The sequence below is a fragment of the Amycolatopsis jejuensis genome (assembly GCF_000717335.1).
Taxonomy (GTDB): domain Bacteria; phylum Actinomycetota; class Actinomycetes; order Mycobacteriales; family Pseudonocardiaceae; genus Amycolatopsis; species Amycolatopsis jejuensis.
The window spans coordinates 377,563-398,485 of the sequence record NZ_JNYZ01000005.1; the positions used below are offsets into that span (position 1 = coordinate 377,563).

The 20,923-nt window shown below is 68.0% G+C and carries 18 protein-coding genes; 11 read left to right on the forward strand and 7 right to left on the reverse strand.

Going from position 1 to position 20,923, the window contains the following annotated elements; all coding sequences use genetic code 11:
• Positions 1–9 precede the first annotated feature (9 nt).
• A complete protein-coding gene (locus OO71_RS08280) occupies positions 10–1,116 on the forward strand; it encodes an FAD-dependent oxidoreductase (RefSeq protein WP_051791294.1) in 1,107 nt (368 codons plus the stop codon).
• 100 nt (positions 1,117–1,216) lie between these two features.
• Positions 1,217–2,845, forward strand: a complete 1,629-nt coding sequence (locus tag OO71_RS08285) for a purine-cytosine permease family protein (protein ID WP_051791296.1) — start codon at positions 1,217–1,219, stop codon at positions 2,843–2,845.
• A 172-nt stretch (positions 2,846–3,017) separates the two neighbouring features.
• On the opposite strand, the gene OO71_RS08290 is transcribed toward OO71_RS08285, so the two are convergent.
• The gene (locus OO71_RS08290; RefSeq protein ID WP_033289015.1) at positions 3,018–4,034 is read right to left on the reverse strand and encodes a LacI family DNA-binding transcriptional regulator; all 1,017 of its coding nucleotides are present in this window, start codon (positions 4,032–4,034) and stop codon (positions 3,018–3,020) included.
• A 104-nt stretch (positions 4,035–4,138) separates the two neighbouring features.
• On the opposite strand from OO71_RS08290, the gene OO71_RS08295 reads away from it, so the two are divergent.
• The 3 genes from OO71_RS08295 to OO71_RS08305 all read left to right on the forward strand — a co-directional run bounded on the left by OO71_RS08295 (position 4,139) and on the right by OO71_RS08305 (position 7,568).
• Positions 4,139–4,894, forward strand: coding sequence for a nitrilase-related carbon-nitrogen hydrolase (locus OO71_RS08295; RefSeq protein WP_084144791.1), 756 nt, complete (start codon positions 4,139–4,141; stop codon positions 4,892–4,894).
• Between the two features lie 77 nt (positions 4,895–4,971).
• Positions 4,972–6,150 carry a M24 family metallopeptidase gene (locus OO71_RS47185; protein ID WP_051791298.1) on the forward strand — a complete coding sequence of 393 codons (1,179 nt, stop codon included), beginning with the start codon at positions 4,972–4,974 and terminating at the stop codon, positions 6,148–6,150.
• Positions 6,147–7,568, forward strand: coding sequence for a PucR family transcriptional regulator (locus OO71_RS08305; protein WP_033289175.1), 1,422 nt, complete (start codon positions 6,147–6,149; stop codon positions 7,566–7,568). The genes OO71_RS47185 and OO71_RS08305 overlap by 4 nt, the downstream gene beginning before the upstream one ends.
• Here OO71_RS08305 and gabT read toward each other — a convergent pair.
• Positions 7,545–8,861: a 4-aminobutyrate--2-oxoglutarate transaminase gene (gabT, locus tag OO71_RS08310; RefSeq protein ID WP_033289176.1), complete on the reverse strand. Its 1,317-nt coding sequence runs from the start codon at positions 8,859–8,861 to the stop codon at positions 7,545–7,547. The two genes, OO71_RS08305 and gabT, sit on opposite strands and share 24 nt — an antisense overlap.
• A gap of 173 nt (positions 8,862–9,034) precedes the next feature.
• Here gabT and OO71_RS08315 point away from each other — a divergent pair, with 173 nt between their 5' ends.
• Positions 9,035–10,504: an aldehyde dehydrogenase family protein gene (locus tag OO71_RS08315; protein ID WP_033289017.1), complete on the forward strand. Its 1,470-nt coding sequence runs from the start codon at positions 9,035–9,037 to the stop codon at positions 10,502–10,504.
• Here the strand turns inward: OO71_RS08315 and OO71_RS08320 are convergent.
• Genes OO71_RS08320 through OO71_RS08330 form a run of 3 tightly spaced genes read right to left on the reverse strand, consistent with a single transcriptional unit; the run spans position 10,464 to position 13,566 of the window.
• On the reverse strand, positions 10,464–11,366 hold the full coding sequence (locus OO71_RS08320) for an NAD(P)-dependent oxidoreductase (RefSeq protein WP_245633598.1): 903 nt from the start codon (positions 11,364–11,366) through the stop codon (positions 10,464–10,466). The two genes, OO71_RS08315 and OO71_RS08320, sit on opposite strands and share 41 nt — an antisense overlap.
• Positions 11,367–11,382: 16 nt before the next feature.
• Positions 11,383–12,405: a D-2-hydroxyacid dehydrogenase gene (locus tag OO71_RS08325; RefSeq protein ID WP_033289018.1), complete on the reverse strand. Its 1,023-nt coding sequence runs from the start codon at positions 12,403–12,405 to the stop codon at positions 11,383–11,385.
• Positions 12,406–12,423: 18 nt separating this feature from the next.
• Positions 12,424–13,566 (reverse strand): NAD(P)/FAD-dependent oxidoreductase, encoded by a 1,143-nt coding sequence (locus OO71_RS08330; protein ID WP_063740021.1) that lies wholly within the window; start codon positions 13,564–13,566, stop codon positions 12,424–12,426.
• Positions 13,567–13,713: 147 nt separating this feature from the next.
• On the opposite strand from OO71_RS08330, the gene OO71_RS47190 reads away from it, so the two are divergent.
• From OO71_RS47190 to OO71_RS08355, 5 genes are read left to right on the forward strand one after another with little or no spacing between them, the layout of a single operon-like run.
• Positions 13,714–14,295 (forward strand): Lrp/AsnC family transcriptional regulator, encoded by a 582-nt coding sequence (locus tag OO71_RS47190; RefSeq protein ID WP_051791302.1) that lies wholly within the window; start codon positions 13,714–13,716, stop codon positions 14,293–14,295.
• A gap of 29 nt (positions 14,296–14,324) precedes the next feature.
• Entirely contained in the window at positions 14,325–15,905 is a 1,581-nt protein-coding gene (locus tag OO71_RS52900; RefSeq protein WP_051791305.1) for an amino acid ABC transporter permease/ATP-binding protein, read from the forward strand.
• A gap of 14 nt (positions 15,906–15,919) precedes the next feature.
• Positions 15,920–17,110 carry an aromatic ring-hydroxylating oxygenase subunit alpha gene (locus OO71_RS08345; RefSeq protein ID WP_033289019.1) on the forward strand — a complete coding sequence of 397 codons (1,191 nt, stop codon included), beginning with the start codon at positions 15,920–15,922 and terminating at the stop codon, positions 17,108–17,110.
• Between the two features lie 7 nt (positions 17,111–17,117).
• Positions 17,118–17,330, forward strand: a complete 213-nt coding sequence (locus OO71_RS08350) for a ferredoxin (protein ID WP_033289020.1) — start codon at positions 17,118–17,120, stop codon at positions 17,328–17,330.
• Positions 17,327–18,163 (forward strand): transporter substrate-binding domain-containing protein, encoded by an 837-nt coding sequence (locus tag OO71_RS08355; protein WP_063740022.1) that lies wholly within the window; start codon positions 17,327–17,329, stop codon positions 18,161–18,163. The genes OO71_RS08350 and OO71_RS08355 overlap by 4 nt, the downstream gene beginning before the upstream one ends.
• A 3-nt stretch (positions 18,164–18,166) precedes the next feature.
• Here the strand turns inward: OO71_RS08355 and OO71_RS08360 are convergent, their stop codons facing one another.
• Both OO71_RS08360 and OO71_RS08365 read right to left on the reverse strand, forming a co-directional pair.
• Entirely contained in the window at positions 18,167–19,525 is a 1,359-nt protein-coding gene (locus OO71_RS08360) for an amidohydrolase family protein (RefSeq protein WP_162186048.1), read from the reverse strand.
• A gap of 2 nt (positions 19,526–19,527) precedes the next feature.
• Positions 19,528–20,919, reverse strand: coding sequence for an FAD-binding oxidoreductase (locus OO71_RS08365; RefSeq protein WP_033289022.1), 1,392 nt, complete (start codon positions 20,917–20,919; stop codon positions 19,528–19,530).
• Positions 20,920–20,923 lie beyond the last annotated feature (4 nt).

The window sequence follows — 20,923 nt, forward strand, 5'->3', positions numbered from 1 at the left end:
GGGGCGACCGTGACGAAACGGGTTCTCATCTGCGGAGCGGGCATCGGCGGCCTCACGGCCGGTCTCCGGCTCCGCCGGCTCGGCTGGGACGTCCGGTTGTTCGAGCGGGAACCGGAGATCCGCACCGCGGGCGCGGGCCTGAACCTGTGGCCGAACGGCGTCCGCATCCTGCGTGAGCTCGGGGTCGGCGAGGAGTTCGCGTCGATCTCGACCTCGCTCAGCCGCTATCGGACGTTCAGCTCCACCGGCGAGGTTCTCGACGTCCGGGACGTCCGCACGTGGTCGGCGCAGTTCGGCGGCGTCCTGGCGGGCGTCTACCGGCGCGATCTCAACCGGATGCTGGCCGACGCGCTCGGCCGCGAGCGCATTCACCTCGAGCATGCGCTGGTCGGGGTCGAAGAATCGGCCGGCGGGGTCACCTGCCGGTTCTCGAACGGCCAGGTGGTGCACGGGGATCTGCTCATCGGCGCGGACGGAATTCATTCCGTGGTCCGCCGTTCGCTGTTCGGCGAGCGCGAATTCAGTTCGGATGGTCTCGTGCGCTGGCGCGGCCTTTTCGATCTTGCGGACACCGATATCGACCCGATGGCCGAAGCCGAGGTGTGGGGGCCGGACGGCCATTTCGGGTATCTGCCGATGGGAAAGGGCCGCGCCTATTGGTTTGCCGCGGGCGAGGGAATCGTCGACGACGTCGAGGAGTTCTTCGCCCGGTTCGGCGCCTGGGAAGGCAGTCCGGTACCGGGTCTGCTGCGGGCGACGGACCGGCCGACGATCATCCGGAATGCCCTGCACGATTTCGTCGAACCACTCGAGAAATGGTGTTCGGCGCGCATTGCGCTGCTCGGCGACGCGGCACATCCGATGCTGCCGGGGCTCGCGCAAGGCGCCAACCAGGCACTCGCCGACGTGAGCGCGCTCGGCCGCGCACTCGCGTCCGGGAATGACGTTCCCGCTGCGCTCGCGGCCTATCAGGAGGAACGGATTCCGGCCGTGGCACCGGTGGTCCGGCTGTCCCGGTCGCTGTTCGACTTCGAAAGCGAAAACCACGATTCCTCGGTGGGGTCCGGGAATCCGTTGTTCGCCCGGTACGAACGATATGTCGAAGGGGTGCACTGACCCGGCTCGAATTTGGGGAAGTGACCGTTGACACAGGTGAAAAAGCGCTTTACCGTTTAGGGGGAAAGTCCCTGTCCAGTCTCCTGGAAATGAAGCCCACATGTCCCGTGACATCGGTATTCCCGTCCCCTTGGACGTCACTTATTCCGACGACCCGACGGTAGTGAAGCGATCGGCCACCGAGGACTACACGAACCACGTGGTCCCGCTGACCTGGCGCAGCAGCAAAAGGTCGCTTTCGATGGCCTGGTATTCATTGCTCAGCGGAATGTTCTACCTGGTCACCGCGGCCACGTTGACCGCAACAGTGGGCGCCGTCAATGCGTTGATCGGAATCGTGCTCGCATGCGCGATCTACGGCGTTCTGGGTTACGTATTCTCGAAATTCGCCGCCCGCACGGGCCTCACCGCGTTCTTGTTCTCGCAACGGCTGTTCGGCACGAGAGGCGCGGTGATCGCGTCCGTCATTCTCGCCGCAACGGGGATCTACTACGCGGTATTCGAGATTTCCGTTGCCGCGGAAGCATTCCACAGCTATTTCGGCTGGTTCGACCTCTGGCTCTGGTATGCGCTGGTCATCGTGCTGAACCTGCCGCTCATCATGGGCGGGATCCGCAAATGGATGGACAAGGGAAACCGCGTCCTGCTTCCGGTCTACATCATCGGCCTGCTGGTCGCGGTACTGGTGGCGAATACGGGTAACCACGACGCGTTCGGCTGGATCAGGCAGGCACCGGCCGGAACGGGAAACCTGGCCGCGCCGGGCTGGCTGTACGTCTGCTTCGTGTACCTGGGCATTCTGGTGTTCGTGTTGTTCACCATGGATTTCGCCCGGATGGGCAAGCCCGAAGACGCCCGGGTGAACGGCCTGCTCACGTTCGGGCCGGTATTCTATGTGCTGACCTTGCTCGGCAACGGACTGGCCGGAATCTTCATCGCGTACTCCGGGAAATTCCTCGGCGTGGCTTCCGAAGCGACGGTCCTGACCACGATCGTCGCCCTCCTCGGCGGCTGGGGAATCCTGTTCATCTGGGTGAACCAGGCGCGGGTGAATGCGGGAAATCTGTATGTCGCGTCGATCAATCTGGCAGTGTGCTTCCGGAAGTTGTTCCGGATCCGGCTGCCGCGAATCGGCGCCACTTTGCTCTGCGGGGCGCTGGCGTACCTGATGATCCTCACCGACGTGCCGAGCTATCTGCTGGTCGCGTTGTCCTGGCAAGGCGTGTTCGTGGCGGGCTGGATCGGGATTGCGCTGGTGCACATCGCGATGTCCCGCAAGGACCCCGGCGCCGCACTGCCGGAGTTCCGGCCCGGACGGCTCGTGAGCGTGGCCGCGAGCACGTGGCTCTGGGTGGCGGTTTCGGTGCTGGGCATCCTGTTCAACCAGTACGGCGGCGCCATCGGCCGGACCTGGTCGACGCCGGTGACGCTGCTCGTCGCCGCGGCCGCGTACGCCGTGATCTATCGCCGCGAGTCCCGCACCGCCCTCCTCCGGCGGCAGCACGACCCACGCGACGAGGTCGACGACATCTGGGCGGCGCGCGTGAAATGCCACGTCTGCGCGGAAAGCTATGTCGCGGTGGAAATGGACCGGGATCCGCGAACCCCCGAACTGAAGGCGATCTGTGCTTCGTGTGCGGGGGTGAGCAAGGAGTTCCACCGCGCCTGCGTTGCCGAACACGAATCCCGGCCGGGGAATCCGGTGCCCGGAAAGCGCGTGAACACGTGAAGCCACCGGAACGGCTGCGCGGGCAAGCCCTGACTACAGCTTGTCCTGCCCGTGGGAGGTTTCCCGCCAGTCCGGTATGCACGAGGCTGCGGAGGAAGAGGCGCGCGGGTGCTCGAGATCGACGGTGATCGCCAGGTGATGTTCACGCGGCCTGTCGTCGTGGCCGAACTGCTCAGGGAGTCCGGGCGGTGGACTCGCGAATCACCAGGTCCGCCGGGACCAGCTCCCCCCGCTGCTTCCCCGGACTGCCTTCGATGGTGTCGATGAGCATCGAGAGGGCTTTCGTGCCGATGTCCACCGGGTGGAGGTCCAGGGCGGTGATCATCGGGTGCGGGATGCGCAGCAGTGGCGAATCGGTGATGGACGCGATGCCGAGCTGGTCCGGGACGCTGATGCCCAGGTCCCGGGCCGCCGTCATCGCGCCGATGGCGAGGGCGTCGAGGGTTGCGTACACGCTGTCGATCTCCCCGCGACGGGCCTGCAGCGCGGCCGTCATCGCGCGGCGGCCCGAGTCGTCGGTGAGGCGGCCGTCGACCTCGACGATCCGGTCCGGGATCTTCCGCGCGGCGCACCAGCTGCGGTAAGTCCTCGTGACGCTCTCGACGTACGACAGCCCCCGGCCGCCGGTGAGGACTGCCGGGCGGCGGTATCCCTGGTCCCACAGGTGGTCGAGGACCATGGTGGTCGCCGCGTCGTGATCGGTGTCCACGAAAGGGATCGAGCTGCGGCCGGCCACGATCCGGCCCATGGTCACCACCGGCTTGCCGCGGCTCTGCATTGCGCCGAGCAGGGTCTCCTGCCCGAGCGGGTCGATGACCGTCGCCCCCTCGAACCCGAGCCGTTCGATGTGCGCGACCGGCGCCTGCGGCGGCAGCACCACCAGTGCGTACCCCCGCTCCAGCGCGTGACTCGAGGCGGCGTTGAGGATGTCGGTGATGTACGCGAGATCGGGGACGAGCGTTTCCGGCCCGAACCCCGACGCCTGGATGGCCAGCAGCGTGGACCGCCCGGTGGCGAGCCCGCGGGCGTTGAAGCTCGGGGTGTAGCCGAGGCGTTCCGCGGTCTGCCGCACGTGGTCGCGAGTTTCCTGCGGCAGCCGTCCCTTGCCGCTCAAGGCATGCGAGACCGTGGTGATGGAAACGTTGGCCGCGGCGGCGACGTCGTGGATGCTCGGGCGTCTCGTGTTCATGGTGCGGTCAGCCTATCCCAGCCGCGGTTTGACGCCCTGGTACCGGGCGGATAATCTCGTGGTAAAGCACTTTTGCAGGGTACCTGGTCAGGGAGACGTGTGTGATGGCGCGAGTGGTGCTGGCGCAGCTGGACCCGGTACCGGCCTCGATCCGGGACAATCTGGCGGCGGTCGCGCACACGCTGGCCGCTTTTCCGGAGGCGGATCTCACCGTCTTTCCGGAGCTTTTTCTTTCCGGCTATGGTCTCGATTACGTCCGCGAGGTCGCGCTCGATTCGGCCGCGGAAGAACTGGCCGCCGTACGGGAATTGGCCGCGCAGTATTCCACCGCGATCGTGCTCGGTTTTCCCGAAGCAGGGGTCTGCAACTCGCTCCTGTGCGTCGACCGGGACGGCAGCGTTGCCGGGGTGCACCGCAAGACGCATCTGTTCGGCAAGGAGCGCGAGGTCTTCCGGCCCGGGGACGAGTTTTCGGTGGTGGAGCTGGCCGGTCTCCGGATCGCGCCGATGACGTGTTTCGAGGTCGAGTTCCCCGAGGTGGCCCGCACTCTGGCCGGGCAAGAGCCGGACCTCTTCGTCGCGGTGGCGGCGAACATGGACCCCTACGGACCTGAGCACCGGATCGCCATTCAGGCGCGCGCACTCGAAAACCGCACGCCATTGGTGTACGTGAATCGCGCGGGCAGTGAAGACGGGCTCCACTTTACCGGCGAATCCTGCGCGGTCGGGGCGAATGGTGCCGTTCTGCACTCGCTCGGACGCGCGGCAGGCGTGATTTCCGTCGACGTTTCCCTGCGTCGCTCCGTTCCGGCGGAGGTCGATTACCGCCGGTACCGGCGGCCGGAACTCTACCGCGGTTGACACCGCTCCGGCCGCCTGCCTACGCTTGCATAAGCGATTTTGCACCCCTGACCGGTGCACTGGGGAAAGGTGAAGAAATGAACCGGCGTTACGACTGGCCCGAGGTCGATCAGGCCGCCCTGCAGGCAGCACGCACGGCGCGGCTGAAGGAGTTCTGCGGCGAAGCCGGGCTGGATCATCTGCTCCTGCAGGAGCCCGACAACATCCGGTACGCCACCGGCTATCGCTCGCACCTCACCGCGGACTCCGCGTGGCACGCGGCCTTGGTCTCCGCGGACGGCGAGGCACAGGTTTTCGTGGAGTACGTCGACGAAACGGTCGAGAACCCGAGCGCCGACCTGCCGAACGTACGTGCGCTGCATCCGCACCCGGGATGGAGCCCGGCGAGTGCGAACCCGCGAACCTGGGTGCGGCTCGTGGCCGGGCGGATCGCCGCTGCCGGAGCCCGGCGGATCGGTGTCGACGCCATCGATGTGGCGCTGGTCGAAGCACTGCGCCAGGAGTGCCCGTCGGTCGAGTTCGTCCCGTCCAGCACGGCGTTCTACCGGGTCCGGCGGGTGAAGGACCCGCTGGAGATCGTGCTGGTCGAGGCGGCGTCGCGGGTCAACTCGCTGGCGATGGACGCGGCGATGGCGATCGTGGCGCCGGGCGTGACCGACGACGAGATCCTCGGCGAGGCGGCCCGGGCACAGCTGAAGGCCGGCGTCGAGTTCGTCACGCATTCCGTGTGCAACGTCCGCGGCGGGAGCGGCGCCTGGTTCGCCCGGAATGCGGCCCTGCAGGAAGGGGACGCGTACTTCTTCGACATCGGCTGCTACGGCGTCGGCGGATACGGGTCCGACGCGGCCAGGACGGCGTTCGTCGGCGAGCCCCGGCGCGAGGTTTTCCAGGCGTACCAGCACCTTCTGACGGCGTACGAGATCGCGCGGGACCTCGCGCGCCCGGGCGTCCGGATGTCGGCCATCCACCGCGCGGCCAACGATTACCTGACGCGGCAAGGGCTTGGCCGCACGCCGTACGCGATCGGGCACGGAATCGGGCTCCGCCTGTGCGAGCTGCCGGTGTCCGCGAACACCTCGCTGATGGACGTCGACGACACCCTCGAGACCGGCATGTGCATTGCGCTCGAACCGGAGACGAGCGTGACGGTCGACGGGCGCATCGTCGTGGTCAAGGTGGAGGACAACTTCGTGGTGGAGGAGACCGGCCTGCGCGCGTTGACCACGCCGTACCCGGCGGAGGCGGCGCTCGTGTGATCCCCGTCCGGTGGCTGGTGGGGCAGCGGCAGCTCGGCCTGTCCGTGGCTGGCGGCGCCGCCGGGCTCGACCGGGAGATCGGCTGGGCGCACAGCATCGAGCTGGCCGATCCGCGGCGGTGGCTCTGCGGCGGCGAACTGCTGCTCACCACCGGGTTGCGGCTGCCGCGCCCGGACGGCCGCTACCTCCGGCGCCTGGCCGACGCGGGGGTTGCGGCGCTGGGATTCGGGATCGGCCTGTCGCACGCGGTAATCCCGCCGGAGCTGCTGGCGGCCGCCGACGAGCTGGCGCTGCCGGTACTGGAAGTGCCGCTGCCGACCCCGTTCGCGGCGATCGTCCGGACAGTCACGGATCGCCTCGCCGAGCAGGAATACGACGGCGTGGTGCGGGCTTCCCGGGCACTGCCCCGGATGACGCGGGCAGCGTTGCGGGGTGGTCCGGCGGCGGTTGTCCGGAGCCTCGCCGCGACCACCGGGTCCGACGTCCTCCTCTGCGACCCCAAGGGAACCGTCCTCGCCGCCCACCCACCGGCCGCCGCGACTCGGCCACTCCACGACGACCTGACCACGGCCTGCCGAAACGCGGGGACGACGTACACCCGCGCCGGAACCCACGGCGTGCTCACCGTGCACCGGGTCGGGCCCGCCCTGCTGGTACTGGCCGCCGCGCGGGCTCTCGCCCCGGTCGATCACCTGCTGATCGGGCACGCGGTGTCGCTGATCGCGATGGAACAGGAAGGACCACTCGGGCTGCGCGAAACCCGGAACGAGCTGAGCAGCCTGGTCCTGTCCCTGCTCCTGGACGGCAACCTCGATGCGGCGAAGGCCGAGCGATACCTGCAGCTCACCGGGCTTCCGGGCGATGAATTCGTTGTGCTGGCCATCCGTGGCCCTTTCCCGGCGCTGCCCGACCATCCGCACGTGACCGTGGCCCGCGACGGATACACCGTCGTCGTTCTGGCGGACGACCTCGTGGTTGACCGGTGGGAGCCTGGTGGCGCCGTCGGACTCGCGCGAGCGAGTGCGGTGTCGGGGTTGGCTGATGCCGTGCGGGAAGCCGAGGTCGCGGCCGGGGTCGCGCAGGCCCAGCGGAAACCGCTCGTCGAATTCGCCACGCTGGCCGGGCGGGTCCTGTCCGGGCACCCGGAAACGCGCGCGGTTCTGGACGCTCTCGCGGAGAGCCGCTTCCGTCCGCTGGCCGGTACGGATCTCGTCGCGAGTCTGCAGGCGTTCCTCGAACATCACGGTCAGTGGGAGGCGGCGTCGGCGGCGCTCGGGGTGCACCGGCATACGCTGCGGAGCCGGATGGAGCGGATCGAGGGCCTGCTGGGGGTTGATCTTGGGTCGGCGCAGGTGCGGGCTGAGCTTCTGCTGTCGTTGACGGCTTGGCGCGGGTCAGGCCTCGGCGGCGATGGCTGAGCGGAGCACTGACAGGCCCTCCATCAAAAGATCGTCCGAAATGGACAGTGGAGGCAGGAAGCGGAGTACGTTCCCGAAGCTGCCCGCGGTGAGCACGAGCAGGCCCTCCCGATGGCAACGGGCAGCGATGCGCGCGGTGAGATCGGGGTTCGGCCGACGGTCGCCGTGGACCAGTTCGATTGCGATCATCGCGCCGCGGCCGCGGACGTCACCGATCGCGTCGTGCGAACGCTGGAGGTCGTGCAGTGCCGGGAGCATGATTTCGCCGATCCGGCGGGCTCGGGCCAGCAGGTTGTGCTCCTCGATCTCTTCGAAAACCCCGAGCGCGGCCGCGCAGGCCACCGGATTGCCGCTGAACGTGCCGCCGAGCCCGCCTGCCGGGGCCGCGTCCATCAGGTCCGCCCGGCCGGTGACGGCGGCGATCGGCAGGCCGCCGCCGAGGCCCTTGGCCGACGTGACGAGGTCCGGCCGGATTCCCTCGTGCTCGCTGGCGAACCACGTGCCGGTGCGGGCGATTCCGGACTGGACCTCGTCCGCGATCAGGATCAACCCGCGGTCGGAGCAGATCTGCCGGACCTTCGGCAGGAATCCCGGCGCGGGCACGATGAACCCGCCTTCGCCCTGGATCGGCTCGATGACCACGGCTGCGATGGTGTCGGCGCCGGCCTGGCGGTCGATGAGGTCGGCGAGCGCGTCGGCGGCTTCCTGCGCACAGTCACGCGGTCCGGTGGGCCACCGGTAGGGGTACGCCATCGGGGCGCGGTGGACGTCTCCGACGAACGGTCCGAAACCCTGTTTGTAGGGAATGTTCTTGGCAGTCAACGCCATCGTGAGCAGGGTACGGCCGTGGAAGGCGTGGTCGAATACGACGATCCCAGGCCGTCCGGTGGCGGCGCGGGCGACCTTGACGGCGTTCTCCACCGCTTCCGCGCCGCTGTTGAACAACGCTGTACGTGCTTCGCCGGCCACCGGGGCCAGCTCGTTCAGCTTTTCGCACACCGCGACATACGATTCGTACGGGTTGACCAGGTAGCAGGTGTGGGTGAACCGCCGGAGCTGCTCGGTGGCCCGCGCGACCACGCGGGGTGCGGAATTGCCGACCGTCGTCACGGCGATACCGCTGCCGAAATCGATGAACGTATTGCCGTCGACGTCGACGACCTCGCCACCGGCCGCGGATTCCACGAACACCGGAAGCGCAGACCCGAGGCCGGCCGGGAGGGCCGCGCGCTGCCGGGCGAGCAAGATCTGGGACCGCGGGCCGGGTACCTCGGTGCGGATTCGGTCGGTCATCTGGCCTCCCAAAAGGACGGATTCGCTGCGGTACCGAGCCAAGCAGTGCCACCGGGGGAGAGCGATGGCCGAAATGGCGTGCGGCGGCCGATCGGGTACGCCGAAGTGTCCAGTGTGGACTGCCGCCGCGCCGGTCACGATGGACGCGTTCCCGTAGGTCAGGAAGGATTGCTGTGACAGCGAATACCCCGAAGGCATCTCTCCGGCATCTGGTGGCCGGGCAATGGCGGACCGGCTCCGGCGCGCAGCTGATCGACGTGAACCCGGCGCGGCCCGCCGAGGTCGTGGCCGAGGGGCTGCTGGCCGGTACCGGGGAACTCGACGCAGCGGTCGGCGCGGCCCGCGACGCGTTTCCCCGATGGGCGGCGACCCCGCATCCGGTCCGCGGGCGGATCCTCGACCGGGCCGCCGACGTCCTCGACCGGCGGGCGGAGGAGTGGGGGACCGAGCTGTCCCGCGAGGAGGGCAAGACCGTCGCCGAGGGGATCGGCGAGGTACGGCGGGCCGCCGAGATCTTCCGCTTCTACGGTTCCGAGGGACTGCGGCCGGTCGGCGAGGTTTTCGCTTCGTCGCGGGAAGGCGAGCAGATCCAGGTGCTGCACAAGCCGGTCGGGGTGTTCGCGGTGATCACGCCGTTCAATTTCCCGATCGCGATTCCGGCGTGGAAAATCGCCCCGGCGCTGAGCTACGGCAACACCGTGGTGTGGAAACCGGCGAGCGTGGTTCCGCTGCTCGCGGTCCGGCTGGCCGAGGCGCTCGTGGCGGCCGGGTTGCCCGACGGCGTGCTGAACCTGCTGGTCACGAATGGTGAAGTGGGTGGCAGGCTGGTGGCTCACCCGGGGATCGACGCCGTCACGTTCACCGGCTCGACCGAGGTCGGCACCCGGCTGATCGAGGCTTGCGGCCGCCGCGCGCGTCCGATCCAGACGGAAATGGGCGGCAAGAACGCCGCCGCGGTACTGGCCGATGCCGATCTCGACCTCGCCGCCACCGAAGTGCTGGCCGGTGCGTTCCGGTCGGCAGGCCAGAAGTGCACGGCGACCTCGCGGCTCGTGGTCACCGACGCAGTCGCCGACGACTTCCTGGCGACGCTCGTCGACCGGACCGCCGCGCTGACCGTCGGGGATCCGCTGTCGCCGGAGGTCCAGATGGGCCCGCTGGTGACGGCGAGCGCCCGGGACCGGATCCAGTCCGCGCTCGACACGGTCGAACGGACTCCGGCCCGGATGCTCACCGGCGGGTACCGCTATGCGGACGATTTCCGCCGCACCGGCGCTTTCCTGCCCCCGACGATCGTCGAACTGACCGGCGAAAGCGAACTGTGGCACGAGGAACTGTTCGGCCCGGTCCTCGCGGTCCGGCGGGCGCGCGACGACCAGGCCGCACTGGACCTGGTGAACGACAGCCGTTTCGGCCTGTCGGCGGCCGTGTTCACCGACAACCTGCGGGCTGTCCGTGCTGCGGTGGAGAGGTTGGCGGTGGGGGTGCTGCACATCAATTCGGAGACCGCTGGCGCGGATCCGCACGTGCCGTTCGGCGGGGCGAAGCAGAGCGGGTTCGGGCCGAAGGAACAGGGCCGGGCTGCGCGGGAGTTTTTCACTACTACGACGACGGTGTACTTGCGGGGGTCGAGCGCCCGCTGAGGCTATTCCCGGAGAGCAGGCCGGGTATCAGACCCAACGCAGCATGGTCCTGCTCCCCAAGCCCGGCCGCCATCGCGCCTGCCAGGAACTGCGCCGCAAGGGCCGTCAGCGGCAATGGCGTGCGCAGTTCCTCGGCGACCCCCAATGCGATGCGGATGTCCTTGTGCTGCAGCCGGATGCGGAAGCCCGGCGCAAACTCGCCCGCGAGGATCCGCTCGGCTTTCCGGTCCAGGACCGCACTGCTCGCCAGCCCGCCGCGCAAAGCCGAGAGCGCCGCGGCCGTGTCGACGGACGAACCCGACAGCAACTGGAGCGCCTCGCCGAGGATCAGCAGGTTTCCGGCGACCATGACCTGGTTTGCGGCCTTCACCAGCTGCCCCGCGCCGGCCGGGCCGACGTGCGTGACCGTGCTCGCCACCGCGTCCAGGTACGGGCGCGCTCGCTCTACCGCCTCGACACTCCCGCCGACCATGGCCGAAAGCGTGCCCGCGATGGCGCCTTCCTCGCCGCCGCTGACGGGGGCGTCGACGGTCAGGAGGCCTGCCTCGCGGGCAAGAGAATCGGTGCGGCGGGCCGTCGCGGGGCTGACCGTGCTGCAGTCGATCAGCAGCGTGCCGGGCCGCGCCGACTGGACGATTCCGTTCGGGCCGAGCACGGCATCCTGCACCGCGGCGTCGTCGGGAAGCATCGAGAACACGACCGCGCACCCGGCCAGCTCGCTGATCGACCCGGCGAGCTCGCCACGGAACCCGGCACGGGGCGATCGGGTGAAACCGCGGACAGAATGGCCCGCGCGCTGCAGATTCAGGGCCATCGGCAGGCCCATCACACCGAGTCCGACGAATCCGATCCGGTCACTCAAGGGGTTTCTCCTCTTCTCAGTATCCGGCGCCGGGGTCGGCGACGTTCAGCAGGTCTTCGCCGCCGAGGAACCGCCGCAGGTTGTCCGCGAACGACTTGATCTGGTTGTCGCCGATGCGCTGCGAGGAATGGCTGTCGTGCGGCAGGAGCCGGACGGCCGGCAGGCTCCAGTACGGGTGGTCGCCGGGCAGGGGTTCGAGCTCGAACGCGTCGAGAAGCGCGCCGGACAGGGAGTTCGTGCGCAGGGCCTCGACGAGTGCGGCGTCGTCGACGATCGGGCCGCGGGCGATGTTGAGCAGGTACGCCGACGGGTCGAGCTGGGCCAGCGCGGACGCGTCCAGCATTCCCCGGGTCGCGTCCGTCAGCGGGCAGGCGACGACCACATATCGCGCGCCACGCAACGCTTCGTGAAGGTGGGACTGCGGGAAGACGGTCGCGAAACCGTCGAGCTTCCGTGCGTTCCTGGCCACCCCGACCACGCGCATCCCGAAGGCATTGCACAGCCGCGCGATCTCGGCACCGATGTGCCCGACACCGAGTACGCACACCGTCGTCGCACCCAGCTCGCGGCAGTCCAGCGCTTCCCACGCCCGACGGTCCTGGTTGGCCCGTCGAGTGTCGAACTGCTTGGCGTGGGCCAGGATTCCCGCCAGGACGACCTCGGCGATGGCCTTCGCGTGGACCCCCGACGCAGTCGTCAGCGGGACCCCATCGGGAACCAGCGGGAGCAGGTGTTCGACTCCGGCTGAGCAGCTCTGGATCCACTGCAGCTCACCGGTGATGATGCCGTCGAGCGCCGTGCGCGGGATCAGCCCGGGAAGCGATTCGTACTCGGCCGAAGTGCCGCTCGTCTCCAGCAGCACCACATTCGGCTTGCGCCGGGGCCGTACGCCGTCGCTCAATTCGCGCGCGGAGAGGTGTTCGAGCCGGACCCCGGGCAAGGATTCGAGGACGGTTTCGTGCGCGTCGGTGAGCCAGCGCCCGCACGGGTCGGCCACCTGGAGGCCGAACGGGGTGCCGGCGACGAGGACGTCGGGCATGGGGAGCTCCTTGCTGGGTCAGCCGGCGGCGGGCTGCCGCCGGTGTTCGAGGATCGGCCGGGGGTGGTTGACCGACAGCACGCCGACCTCGCGGCCGGTGCCGTCGAGGTAGCGGACAGTCAGGGAATCCGGGCCGGGCTGGTCACCTACGCAGTGGTCCGCGGTGATGCCCGCGAACTGCAGGTGACTGCCGAAGTGGTCGGACCAGAAGTACGGAATCCCGTCCAGGACCCGCCGCTCTCCGGTGATGTTCTGCGCGACCACCGCAGCCTGGTCGAGGGCGTTCGTCCAGTGCTCGATCCGCATCGAACGGCCATACCTCGGGTTGAACCACCGGCACACGTCGCCCGCGGCGTACACTCCCGGTGCGGCTTGAAGGCTTGCGTCGCACTGGATTCCGTCCGCGACGGTCAGGCCACTCCCGGCCAGCCAGCCGGTGCCCGGTTCGGCGCCGACGGCCTCGACGATCAGGTCGGCGGGCAGTACCACGCCCGACTCCAGCTCGACGGCCGGTCCGGCGCGATAACTGCGTACCGACGTATTCGGCCGGAACCCGACGCCCTCCCGGGCCAGCAGGGCCAGCTCGAACTCGGCGACCTCCTTGCCGAAGGCCGGATTGAGCGGTACGCCGAGGTTGGTCACCAGCTCGACCTCGATGCCGAGCCGTCGCAACGACGACGCGATCTCCAGCCCGAGAACTCCGGCGCCGACGATCACCGCAGTCCGGGCCTCGGCGGCGCGGGCGCGTAACCGCAGCGCATCCTGTTGCCCGCGAAGGACGTGGACGTCCACCACCTCCCGGCCCGGGACGGGCAACCGCCGAGGCTGCGAGCCGGTGGCCACGACCAGATCGGAATACGTCAGCGAGCGGCCGGATGCGGTGTGGACCAGCTTCCGGTCCGGCTGCAGCGCGGTGACTTCTTCGCCGAGGAGGATCTCGACACCCTCGGCAGAAGCCGTTGCCGCATAAGGAAGATCCACGTCGACTTCCTCGCCGAGCAGGAAGCCCTTCGACAGCGGCGGCCGGTCGCCTGGCTGTTCGGGATCGCGTTCCAGCACCGTGATCCGGCCGGGGTACCCGCAGGCGCGCAGGCTTTCCGCCACGCTGAGCCCGGCAATGCTCGCACCCACGATGACGGTGTGCGCAGGAGAGGCAGACATCGTCGCTCCGATCTGAAGGTCAGTAGCGCCGGTAACCGGTGAGACTTTAACTGGTTTAGCGCTTTTGCACCAGACCGACTTTCGATTTCAAGATCTTTTGTGGTTTTGACTTGTCGAATCGAAAAACGAGGCTTACGGTTCTCCGGCATGGACGAGGATCGAGAGCAGACCGGGGCCAGGGTGGTCCGCACCCGCACTGTGTGGGCCGCGGAACCGGCTCACCTGTCGTTCGAGCATCTCGACGACACGGACCGCGCGATCATCCAGCTGCTCCGCGAGGACGGCCGGATGAGCAACGCGCAGATCGCGCGTGAGCTCGGCACCAGCCAGCCGACGATCCGCAACCGGATCGCCCGGATGACCAAGGGCGGCCTGATGAAGGTCGCCGCGGTGCTCAACCCGTCCGCCCACGGTTACGCCTGCGATGTCGTTTTCGGCATCCGGTGCAAGCCGGGAACGGCGGAGGCGATCGCGGAACGCATTTCGTCCCGGCAGTACACGCTGTACGTCGGTTACACGAGCGGGGTCTACGACCTTCTCGTCGACGTGCTTTTCCACAGCGATCGTGATCTTTACGGATTCCTGCAAAGCGAGCTCTATCCGCAGCCGGGGGTGGAATCCGTCGACGTCTTGCACGTCATCAAGGCAGGCCGGGTCGATTTCGACTGGACCGTGCCGATGGAAATGGGGGACGAGTCTTCGCCCGGTCCCGGGCGGCCCGGGCCGTAACACACCACACGGATTGGTGAGGGTGGCAGATGGTGAACGACATCCTCGGGTACGCGACCTTGCCGTACTTCCTGGAAGGCATTCTGGTCGCCCTGCGCATTGCGGGCGCGACTCTGGTTCTTTCCCTCGTGCTCGGCCTCGCGCTCGCGCTGGCCCACAACGGGAAGATCCGGTTCCTGCGCTGGCTGGTCGGCGGGTACCTCTGGGTGATCAGGGGAACGCCGGTCCTGCTCCAGCTCATTTTCTGGTACAACGCCCTGCCCGCGATCGGGCTCCGGCTCGGCGGCGAACTCACGGCGATCTGGTCATTGACGATCGCGTTTGCCGCATTCGTGTGCGAGCTTTCCCGCGGCGGGCTGATGGCGGTGAAACAAGGACAACTCGACGCCGGTGCCGCGCTGGGCATGTCGCCGGCAACGGTGTTCCGGTTGATTCGCGGCCCGCAAGCACTGCGTGTTGTGCTGCCCGGCTTGTGCACGCTCGCGACTTATCTGGTCAAGGAAACGTCGCTGGCGTCGGTGATCGCGGTCGACGAACTCACTTTGCGGGCACAGCAAGAAGTGTCGCGGACCTTCCAGTTCGTGGCGGTTTTCGGTGGTGCGGCAGCGATTTACGTTGCCGTCAACACAGTGATTGCGTTCGTGCAACGGGCATTGGAGAAGAAACTCGACTACACGCGGCGCAAACCGGCGCGTGACCTGCCGAGCGCGCCGGGCGAGCAGCCACCGGTGGCGGAGGCCAAACGGCTGCTCGACGAGGTCATTCTCAGCGAAGCACCGCCAGGTAAGCCCAATGTCGTTTCCGCGCGGGGACTGGTGAAACAGTTCGGTGACCACGTCGTGCTCAACGGGGTCGACCTGGACGTCCCCCATGGCGAGGTCGTGTGCGTCATCGGGCCGAGCGGTTCGGGGAAGACCACCCTGCTGCGCTGTCTCAACAACCTCGAGCCGGTCACCAGCGGCGTGGTCGAGGTCAACGGGGTCGAGCTGGGCACCCGTACCGACCGGTCCGGGGCCCGGACGGTGATCACGAGCGAACGCCGCCGGGTACGGGATCGCGCCCGCGCCCGGGTCGGCATGGTCTTCCAGCAGTTCAACCTGTTCGAGAACCTGACCGTGGGCAAGAACCTCGTGGCGGCACCGATCCGGACGCAGAAACGCGATCCGGACGAGGTCCGGCGGATGGCCGACCGGCTGCTGTCCGCGGTCGGGCTGGCCGGGTACGGCAATGCCTATCCGCACCAGCTTTCCGGCGGGCAGCAGCAGCGGGTCGCGATCTGCCGGGCGCTCGCCGCCCAGCCGACGGTGCTGCTCTTCGACGAACCCACTTCGGCGCTGGACCCGGAGAAGGTGGGCGAGGTCCTGCAGATCATGCAGGAGCTCGGCGAACTCGGCATGACGATGATCGTGTCGACGCACGAAATGTCGTTCGCCCGCCGCTGTGCGACCCGCGTCGTCTTCATGGACGGCGGGAACATCGTCGAATCGGGAACTCCCCAGCAGGTACTGGAAAACCCGCAGGAACCCCGTACCCGGCAATTCTTGCGAACCGTCCTCGGGGACGGCGTGCTGGCAGTCGCCGCCGCGCCCGCCGAGGGCGACGAAAAGTAGTCAGGAGAGACGAAATGCACGACCTCGAGGAATTCGCGAAATCCACCGTCGGCCCGGCGGAGGCGGTGACCCTGCCCCCGCAGTACTTCGTCGACCCGGCGATCTTCGAATACGAGCGGGAGCACATTTTCGAGAAGGAATGGCTTTGCGTGGGGCGCACCGAACAGCTGCGCAATGCCGGGGACTACTTCACCGTGACGCTTTTCGACGAGCCCATGGTGATCGTGCGGGGCGCCGACATGGAGATCCGCGCGCTGTCTTCGGTGTGCCGCCATCGGGGAATGCTGATCACCACGCCGGGCGACGGCGCGGACGGTGACTGGAACCATCTCGACGAAAGCAGTGGCAACTGCGGCAAGACGTTCAAATGCCCGTACCACTTCTGGCAGTACGGCCACGACGGGCAGCTCGTGCAGGCGCCGGACATGGACCGCACGCCGGGCTTCGACCCGTCCGCGATCCGGCTGCCCTCGTTCCGCTGCGAGATCTGGCTCGGGTTCATTTTCGTCAATCTCGACGACAATGCGACCCCGTTGGCTCCGCGGCTCGAAAAAGCGGCAGCGCTGGTCAAGAACTGGGATTTCGAAAACCTGGTCTCGGCGCCGCCGCTCGATCTGCCGGGGATGCCATGGAACTGGAAGATCCTGCACGAGAATTCGGCCGAAGGATACCACGTCGACCGGTTGCACGGTCCCGCGCATTACGTGGAGCCGTCGGCCGGAGTCGAGGTGCACGAACACGAAAAGGGCGACGCCGCCATCACTTTCGGCATGCGGGCGATCCATCCCGATTTCGCGCTGAACCCCACCGGTAAGCCGTTCTTTCCCGTGCTGGAGAACCTCACCGAGGAAGAACGGACGGTGTCGTTGTGGGTGCTCATCCCGCCCACCTTGCTGATCGGCACCAACAGCGATTCGGCGTTCTACCGGATCATGCATCCGAAAGCGGTCGACCGCACCGATATCCACCAGTCCTATCTCACCCCACCCGATTACCAGGCCAATCCGCTGTATGACGATCTGCTCGCGATGTCCGGCGATTTCCATGCCGCGCTGAACCGGCAGGACTGGATGGCCGACGCCGCCATCCAGCGCGGGATGGGCTCGCGGCATTCGGCCCGCAGCCGGATTTCGTGGCAGGAAGGACCGCTGGTCCAGCTGTATTCCTGGCTCCAGGAGCGCTACCTGCCCGAGGCCGGGAGGTGAGGCACGCATGTACGAGATCCGGGTCGACGAAGAGAAATGCTGCGCGTACGGCAATTGTGTCGTAGCCGCGCCCGATGTTTTCGCTTTGCATGCGGAGGCGGACAAGGTGGTCGTGCTCCAGGCCGAGTTCCCGTCGGTACCACCGCACGTTTACCGCGCGATTCGGTCCTGCCCTGCTTACGCGCTGACGGTCGTAACCGAAGAAAGGCCGGTGTCATGACTCGGAACAGAGCCCGGCGCGCACTCGCCGGATGTCTTGCCCTGATCGTGTCGGCCGGGGTGCTCGGCGGATGCGGCAGCTCCCCGGGCGGCTCGGCACCTGCCGTGCTGGTGATCGGCACGTCGGGCGATTTCCCGCCGTGGGAGTACCGCGAAAGCGACGGCAAGGTGACCGGCTGGATGGTCGACATGGTCGACCACGTCCTGGCAAACGCCGGATACCAGGCCGAATGGAAACAGGTGTCGTTCACCGGGTTGCTGCCAGCACTGCAGTCGGGGCGGATCGACCTGATCACCTCGCTGTACAACACCCCTGAGCGGCGCAAGGTCATCTCGTTCATCGATTTCGCCGGCGAACAGAACGCGGTGGTCACCCGCACCGCCGACGCCGCGGCCATCAAGAGCTGGCCGGACCTGTGCGGCAGCACCGTCGGCTCGCTGATCGGCTCGTCCCCGCTGGCGGCCGCGGTCGAGGCCGGGTCGAAGCAGTGCATGGACGCGGGCAAACCGGCGATCAAGAACCAGAGCTACCAGTCGGTCGCGCAGGAACTGCGTGACCTGGAGGAGGGCCGCATCAAGGCCGCCATCGACGGCGGGGTCGGGTTCAGCTACTCCGCCCAGCACAGCGGCGGCAAGCTCAGCGTGGCGTATTACGAAGGCGAAAAGAGCGTCGTGGGCTGGGGAATCCGCAAGGACAACCCGATCGTGGACAAGCTGGGTACCGCAATCGAGGGGTTCCTCACGTCGGATGCCGCCCGGGAAGTGGCGAAGAAATGGTCGCTGCCACCAGGATTCCTCCAGGAGAAAGCGGTGATCGCCAAACAACAGGGCTGACGGCTACCCGAACAGGCCGGACCACACCCCCTCCAGCGCGGCACGGGGAAGGCGGTCATATCGGGCCCGGATTCGCTCCGCTGCTTCCTCGGCGAGCTGCCGGACGTCCGCGATATCGACCCCGACCAGGGCACCGTCGCGTTTGACGAGCTCGCCTTCCACCACGACGGTCTCCACCTCGGCGGGGCTTGTGTAGAACAGCAGCGTGGCCGCGGGGTCACCCACCGGGGTCGCGCCGAGCGGGTCCGGGCGGACCACCACGACGTCGCCGCGGGTGCCGGTGGTCAGGGTGCCCACCTCCGAGGCCAGGCCCAGCGAGGTGGCGGCCGACCGGGTGGCGAGGTCGAGGGCATCGCGGGCTCGCCAGGTCACGGTGGGCGGGAGAGCGTCGGCGGAGCGTTCGACCTGCAGCAGGAGGCGGGCTTGGGCGAGGATGTCGGCCCGGGTGTAGCTCGTGATGTCGGTACCCAGCGAGGCCGCGCCGCCCCGGGAGGCGAAACGGCGGGCCAGCAGCGGGCCGGTGCCCATGCCGCATTCGATGTCCGGGGTGGTGCAGAGGCCGATTCCGGCTTCGGCCAGTGCGGTGAGGTCGTCGTCGGACAGGTGGTTGGCGTGGGTCAGGGAGATCTGCGGGTGCGAGGGGAAGACGTCCGGGCACCGGTCGTTCCAGTGGCCGGTGATGAGGGACGGGTTCAGGGCGGTGGCGCGGGCCACGAGGGCATCGAGGACATCGGCCGGGAGGTACGGGGCGGATTCGGGTAGGGCGATGCCGAAACGCAGGCGTTGGCGGGGATCGGCGAAGTATTTGTCGCGCACGGTTTGGGCATTGGCGTCGTGCCAGTCGTCGGGAAGGCGGGTGAGGAGATCGCGGACGGCGCCGGGGTCGGTCATGCCGGGGACATTCTGCAGGCCGTAGCAGAATACGCCGCCGACTCGGCTGTCGAGCAGGCCGCGGACCAGCGCGTCGGTGATTTCCGGGGTGCGCTGTAAATGACTGTGATCGACCACGGTGGTGATGCCTGCGTTGATCGATTCGAGTCCGCCGAGGTAATTGGCGAGGTAAGCGTCGTCGGGGTCGAAACAGGCGCAGTACATCGACCTTGCCTCGCGCAGGTATTCGGGGAGCGACCAATCGCTGGCCACGCCGCGCAGAAGGCTTTGCCAGACATGGCGATGCCCGTCGATGAGTCCGGGTAGGACGATCGCGCCGGACGCATCGATCACCTCGGCATCGGCGACGATCTCGGTGCCGACGGCGGCAATGCGGCCATCGGTGACGAGGACGTCGCCGACCGGCAGGTCGCCGAGCTCCGGGTCCATGGTGAGGACGTGGCCGCCGCGGATCAGGGTGTTCGAAGGCACGGTCATTCTCCCGAGCTGGGGATGTTCTTGTTGTACCGCAGGAGATTTTCCGGATCCCAAGTCTGTTTGAGGGCGACAAGGCGATCCCATTTGGCCGCGGAACCGTACGCGCCGCGCAGCCAGTCCGGGCCGCGGTCGGCGGTGAGGTTGACATAGCAGTTCTTGGTTGCATAAGGCGCAAAGGCGGCCATGGTGGACTCGACCCAGCTCGAGTATTTGCCGTCGGCAGAGGGTGCGTCCCAATGTGCGGACACCTCGTAGAGCCACGCGGCGCCGGTCCGGGAGAAAGCGGTGGAATTCTCGTCGTGGTCGAAGAGGGCGCCGCCGAGAATGGGCAGGGTGATCAGGCTGCTCGGCAAACCGCCTTCGGAAGCGGGCGCGGCCGCGATCCGGGCCAGCGCAATCCGGGCGATTTCTGCGTTCAGCTCCGGGAAATAACCGCCGAGCAGGTGGTTCCGGCGTCCGGGCGGCTCGAAGGGGTCCACAATGGAGTTCGCTTCGAGCCAGGTCGTCGGGCGGACGAGGTCGGTGAGCGGGGTGGCGAGGGCGCGGAAGCCGCTCATGGCGGTCTCGTACTCGTCGAGCGGTCCGGTGTAGACGATCAGCGCGACCAGGACGGGCGTGCCGATCGTTTCCGGCGGCAGCCCCGGCAGCGGGGGAGCGGACAGCGCCAGCAGCGCGACCGACAGGGTGCGCGGCGCACGGGCCATGACCTCGTCCAGACCTGAGACGAGGGGTACGGCGTCGTCGGCGGAATAGACGAGCAGCCCGCTCATCACCTCCGGGCCCGCGCGGTGTGCCTGAAACGTGAACGACGTGGCGATCGCGAGGTTGTGCCCGGCTCCGCGCAGGCCCCAGAACAGGTCGGGATGGGAATCGGCCGAGGCGGTGAGGGTACGGCCGTCGGTCGTCACGACGTCGACGGACCGCAGATTGTCCACTGTGGCCCCGAACCGCCGGGTCAGGTGGCCGATGCCGCCGCCAAGGGTCAGCCCGGCCACGCCGGTGTCCGTGACGACCCCGGCCGGAACGACGTAACCGTGCTGCTGGGTGGCCGCGTCCATCTCGCCGAGCCGGACCCCGGCGTCCACTGTGGTCAGTCCGGTGCCCGGGTCGATCGAGATGCCCTTCAGCCGGGACAGGTCGACGACCAGCGCGTCGTGCGGCATGGCGGCGCAGTCGATGCCGTGCCCGCCGCTGCGCACGGCAATCGGCAGGTCGTTCCGGTTCGCGTGCTTGACTGCCTCGACCACGTCGCCGGTATCGAGGGGCTGCACGATGAGTGCGGGCCGGTGGTCGCCGCGCCGCATGTTCCAGATCTGCTTGACGTTCTCGTAGTCCGCATCACCGGGACGGTAGTGCGGGCCCTTGAACGCCGAAGGAAAGCCGGTCATGGTG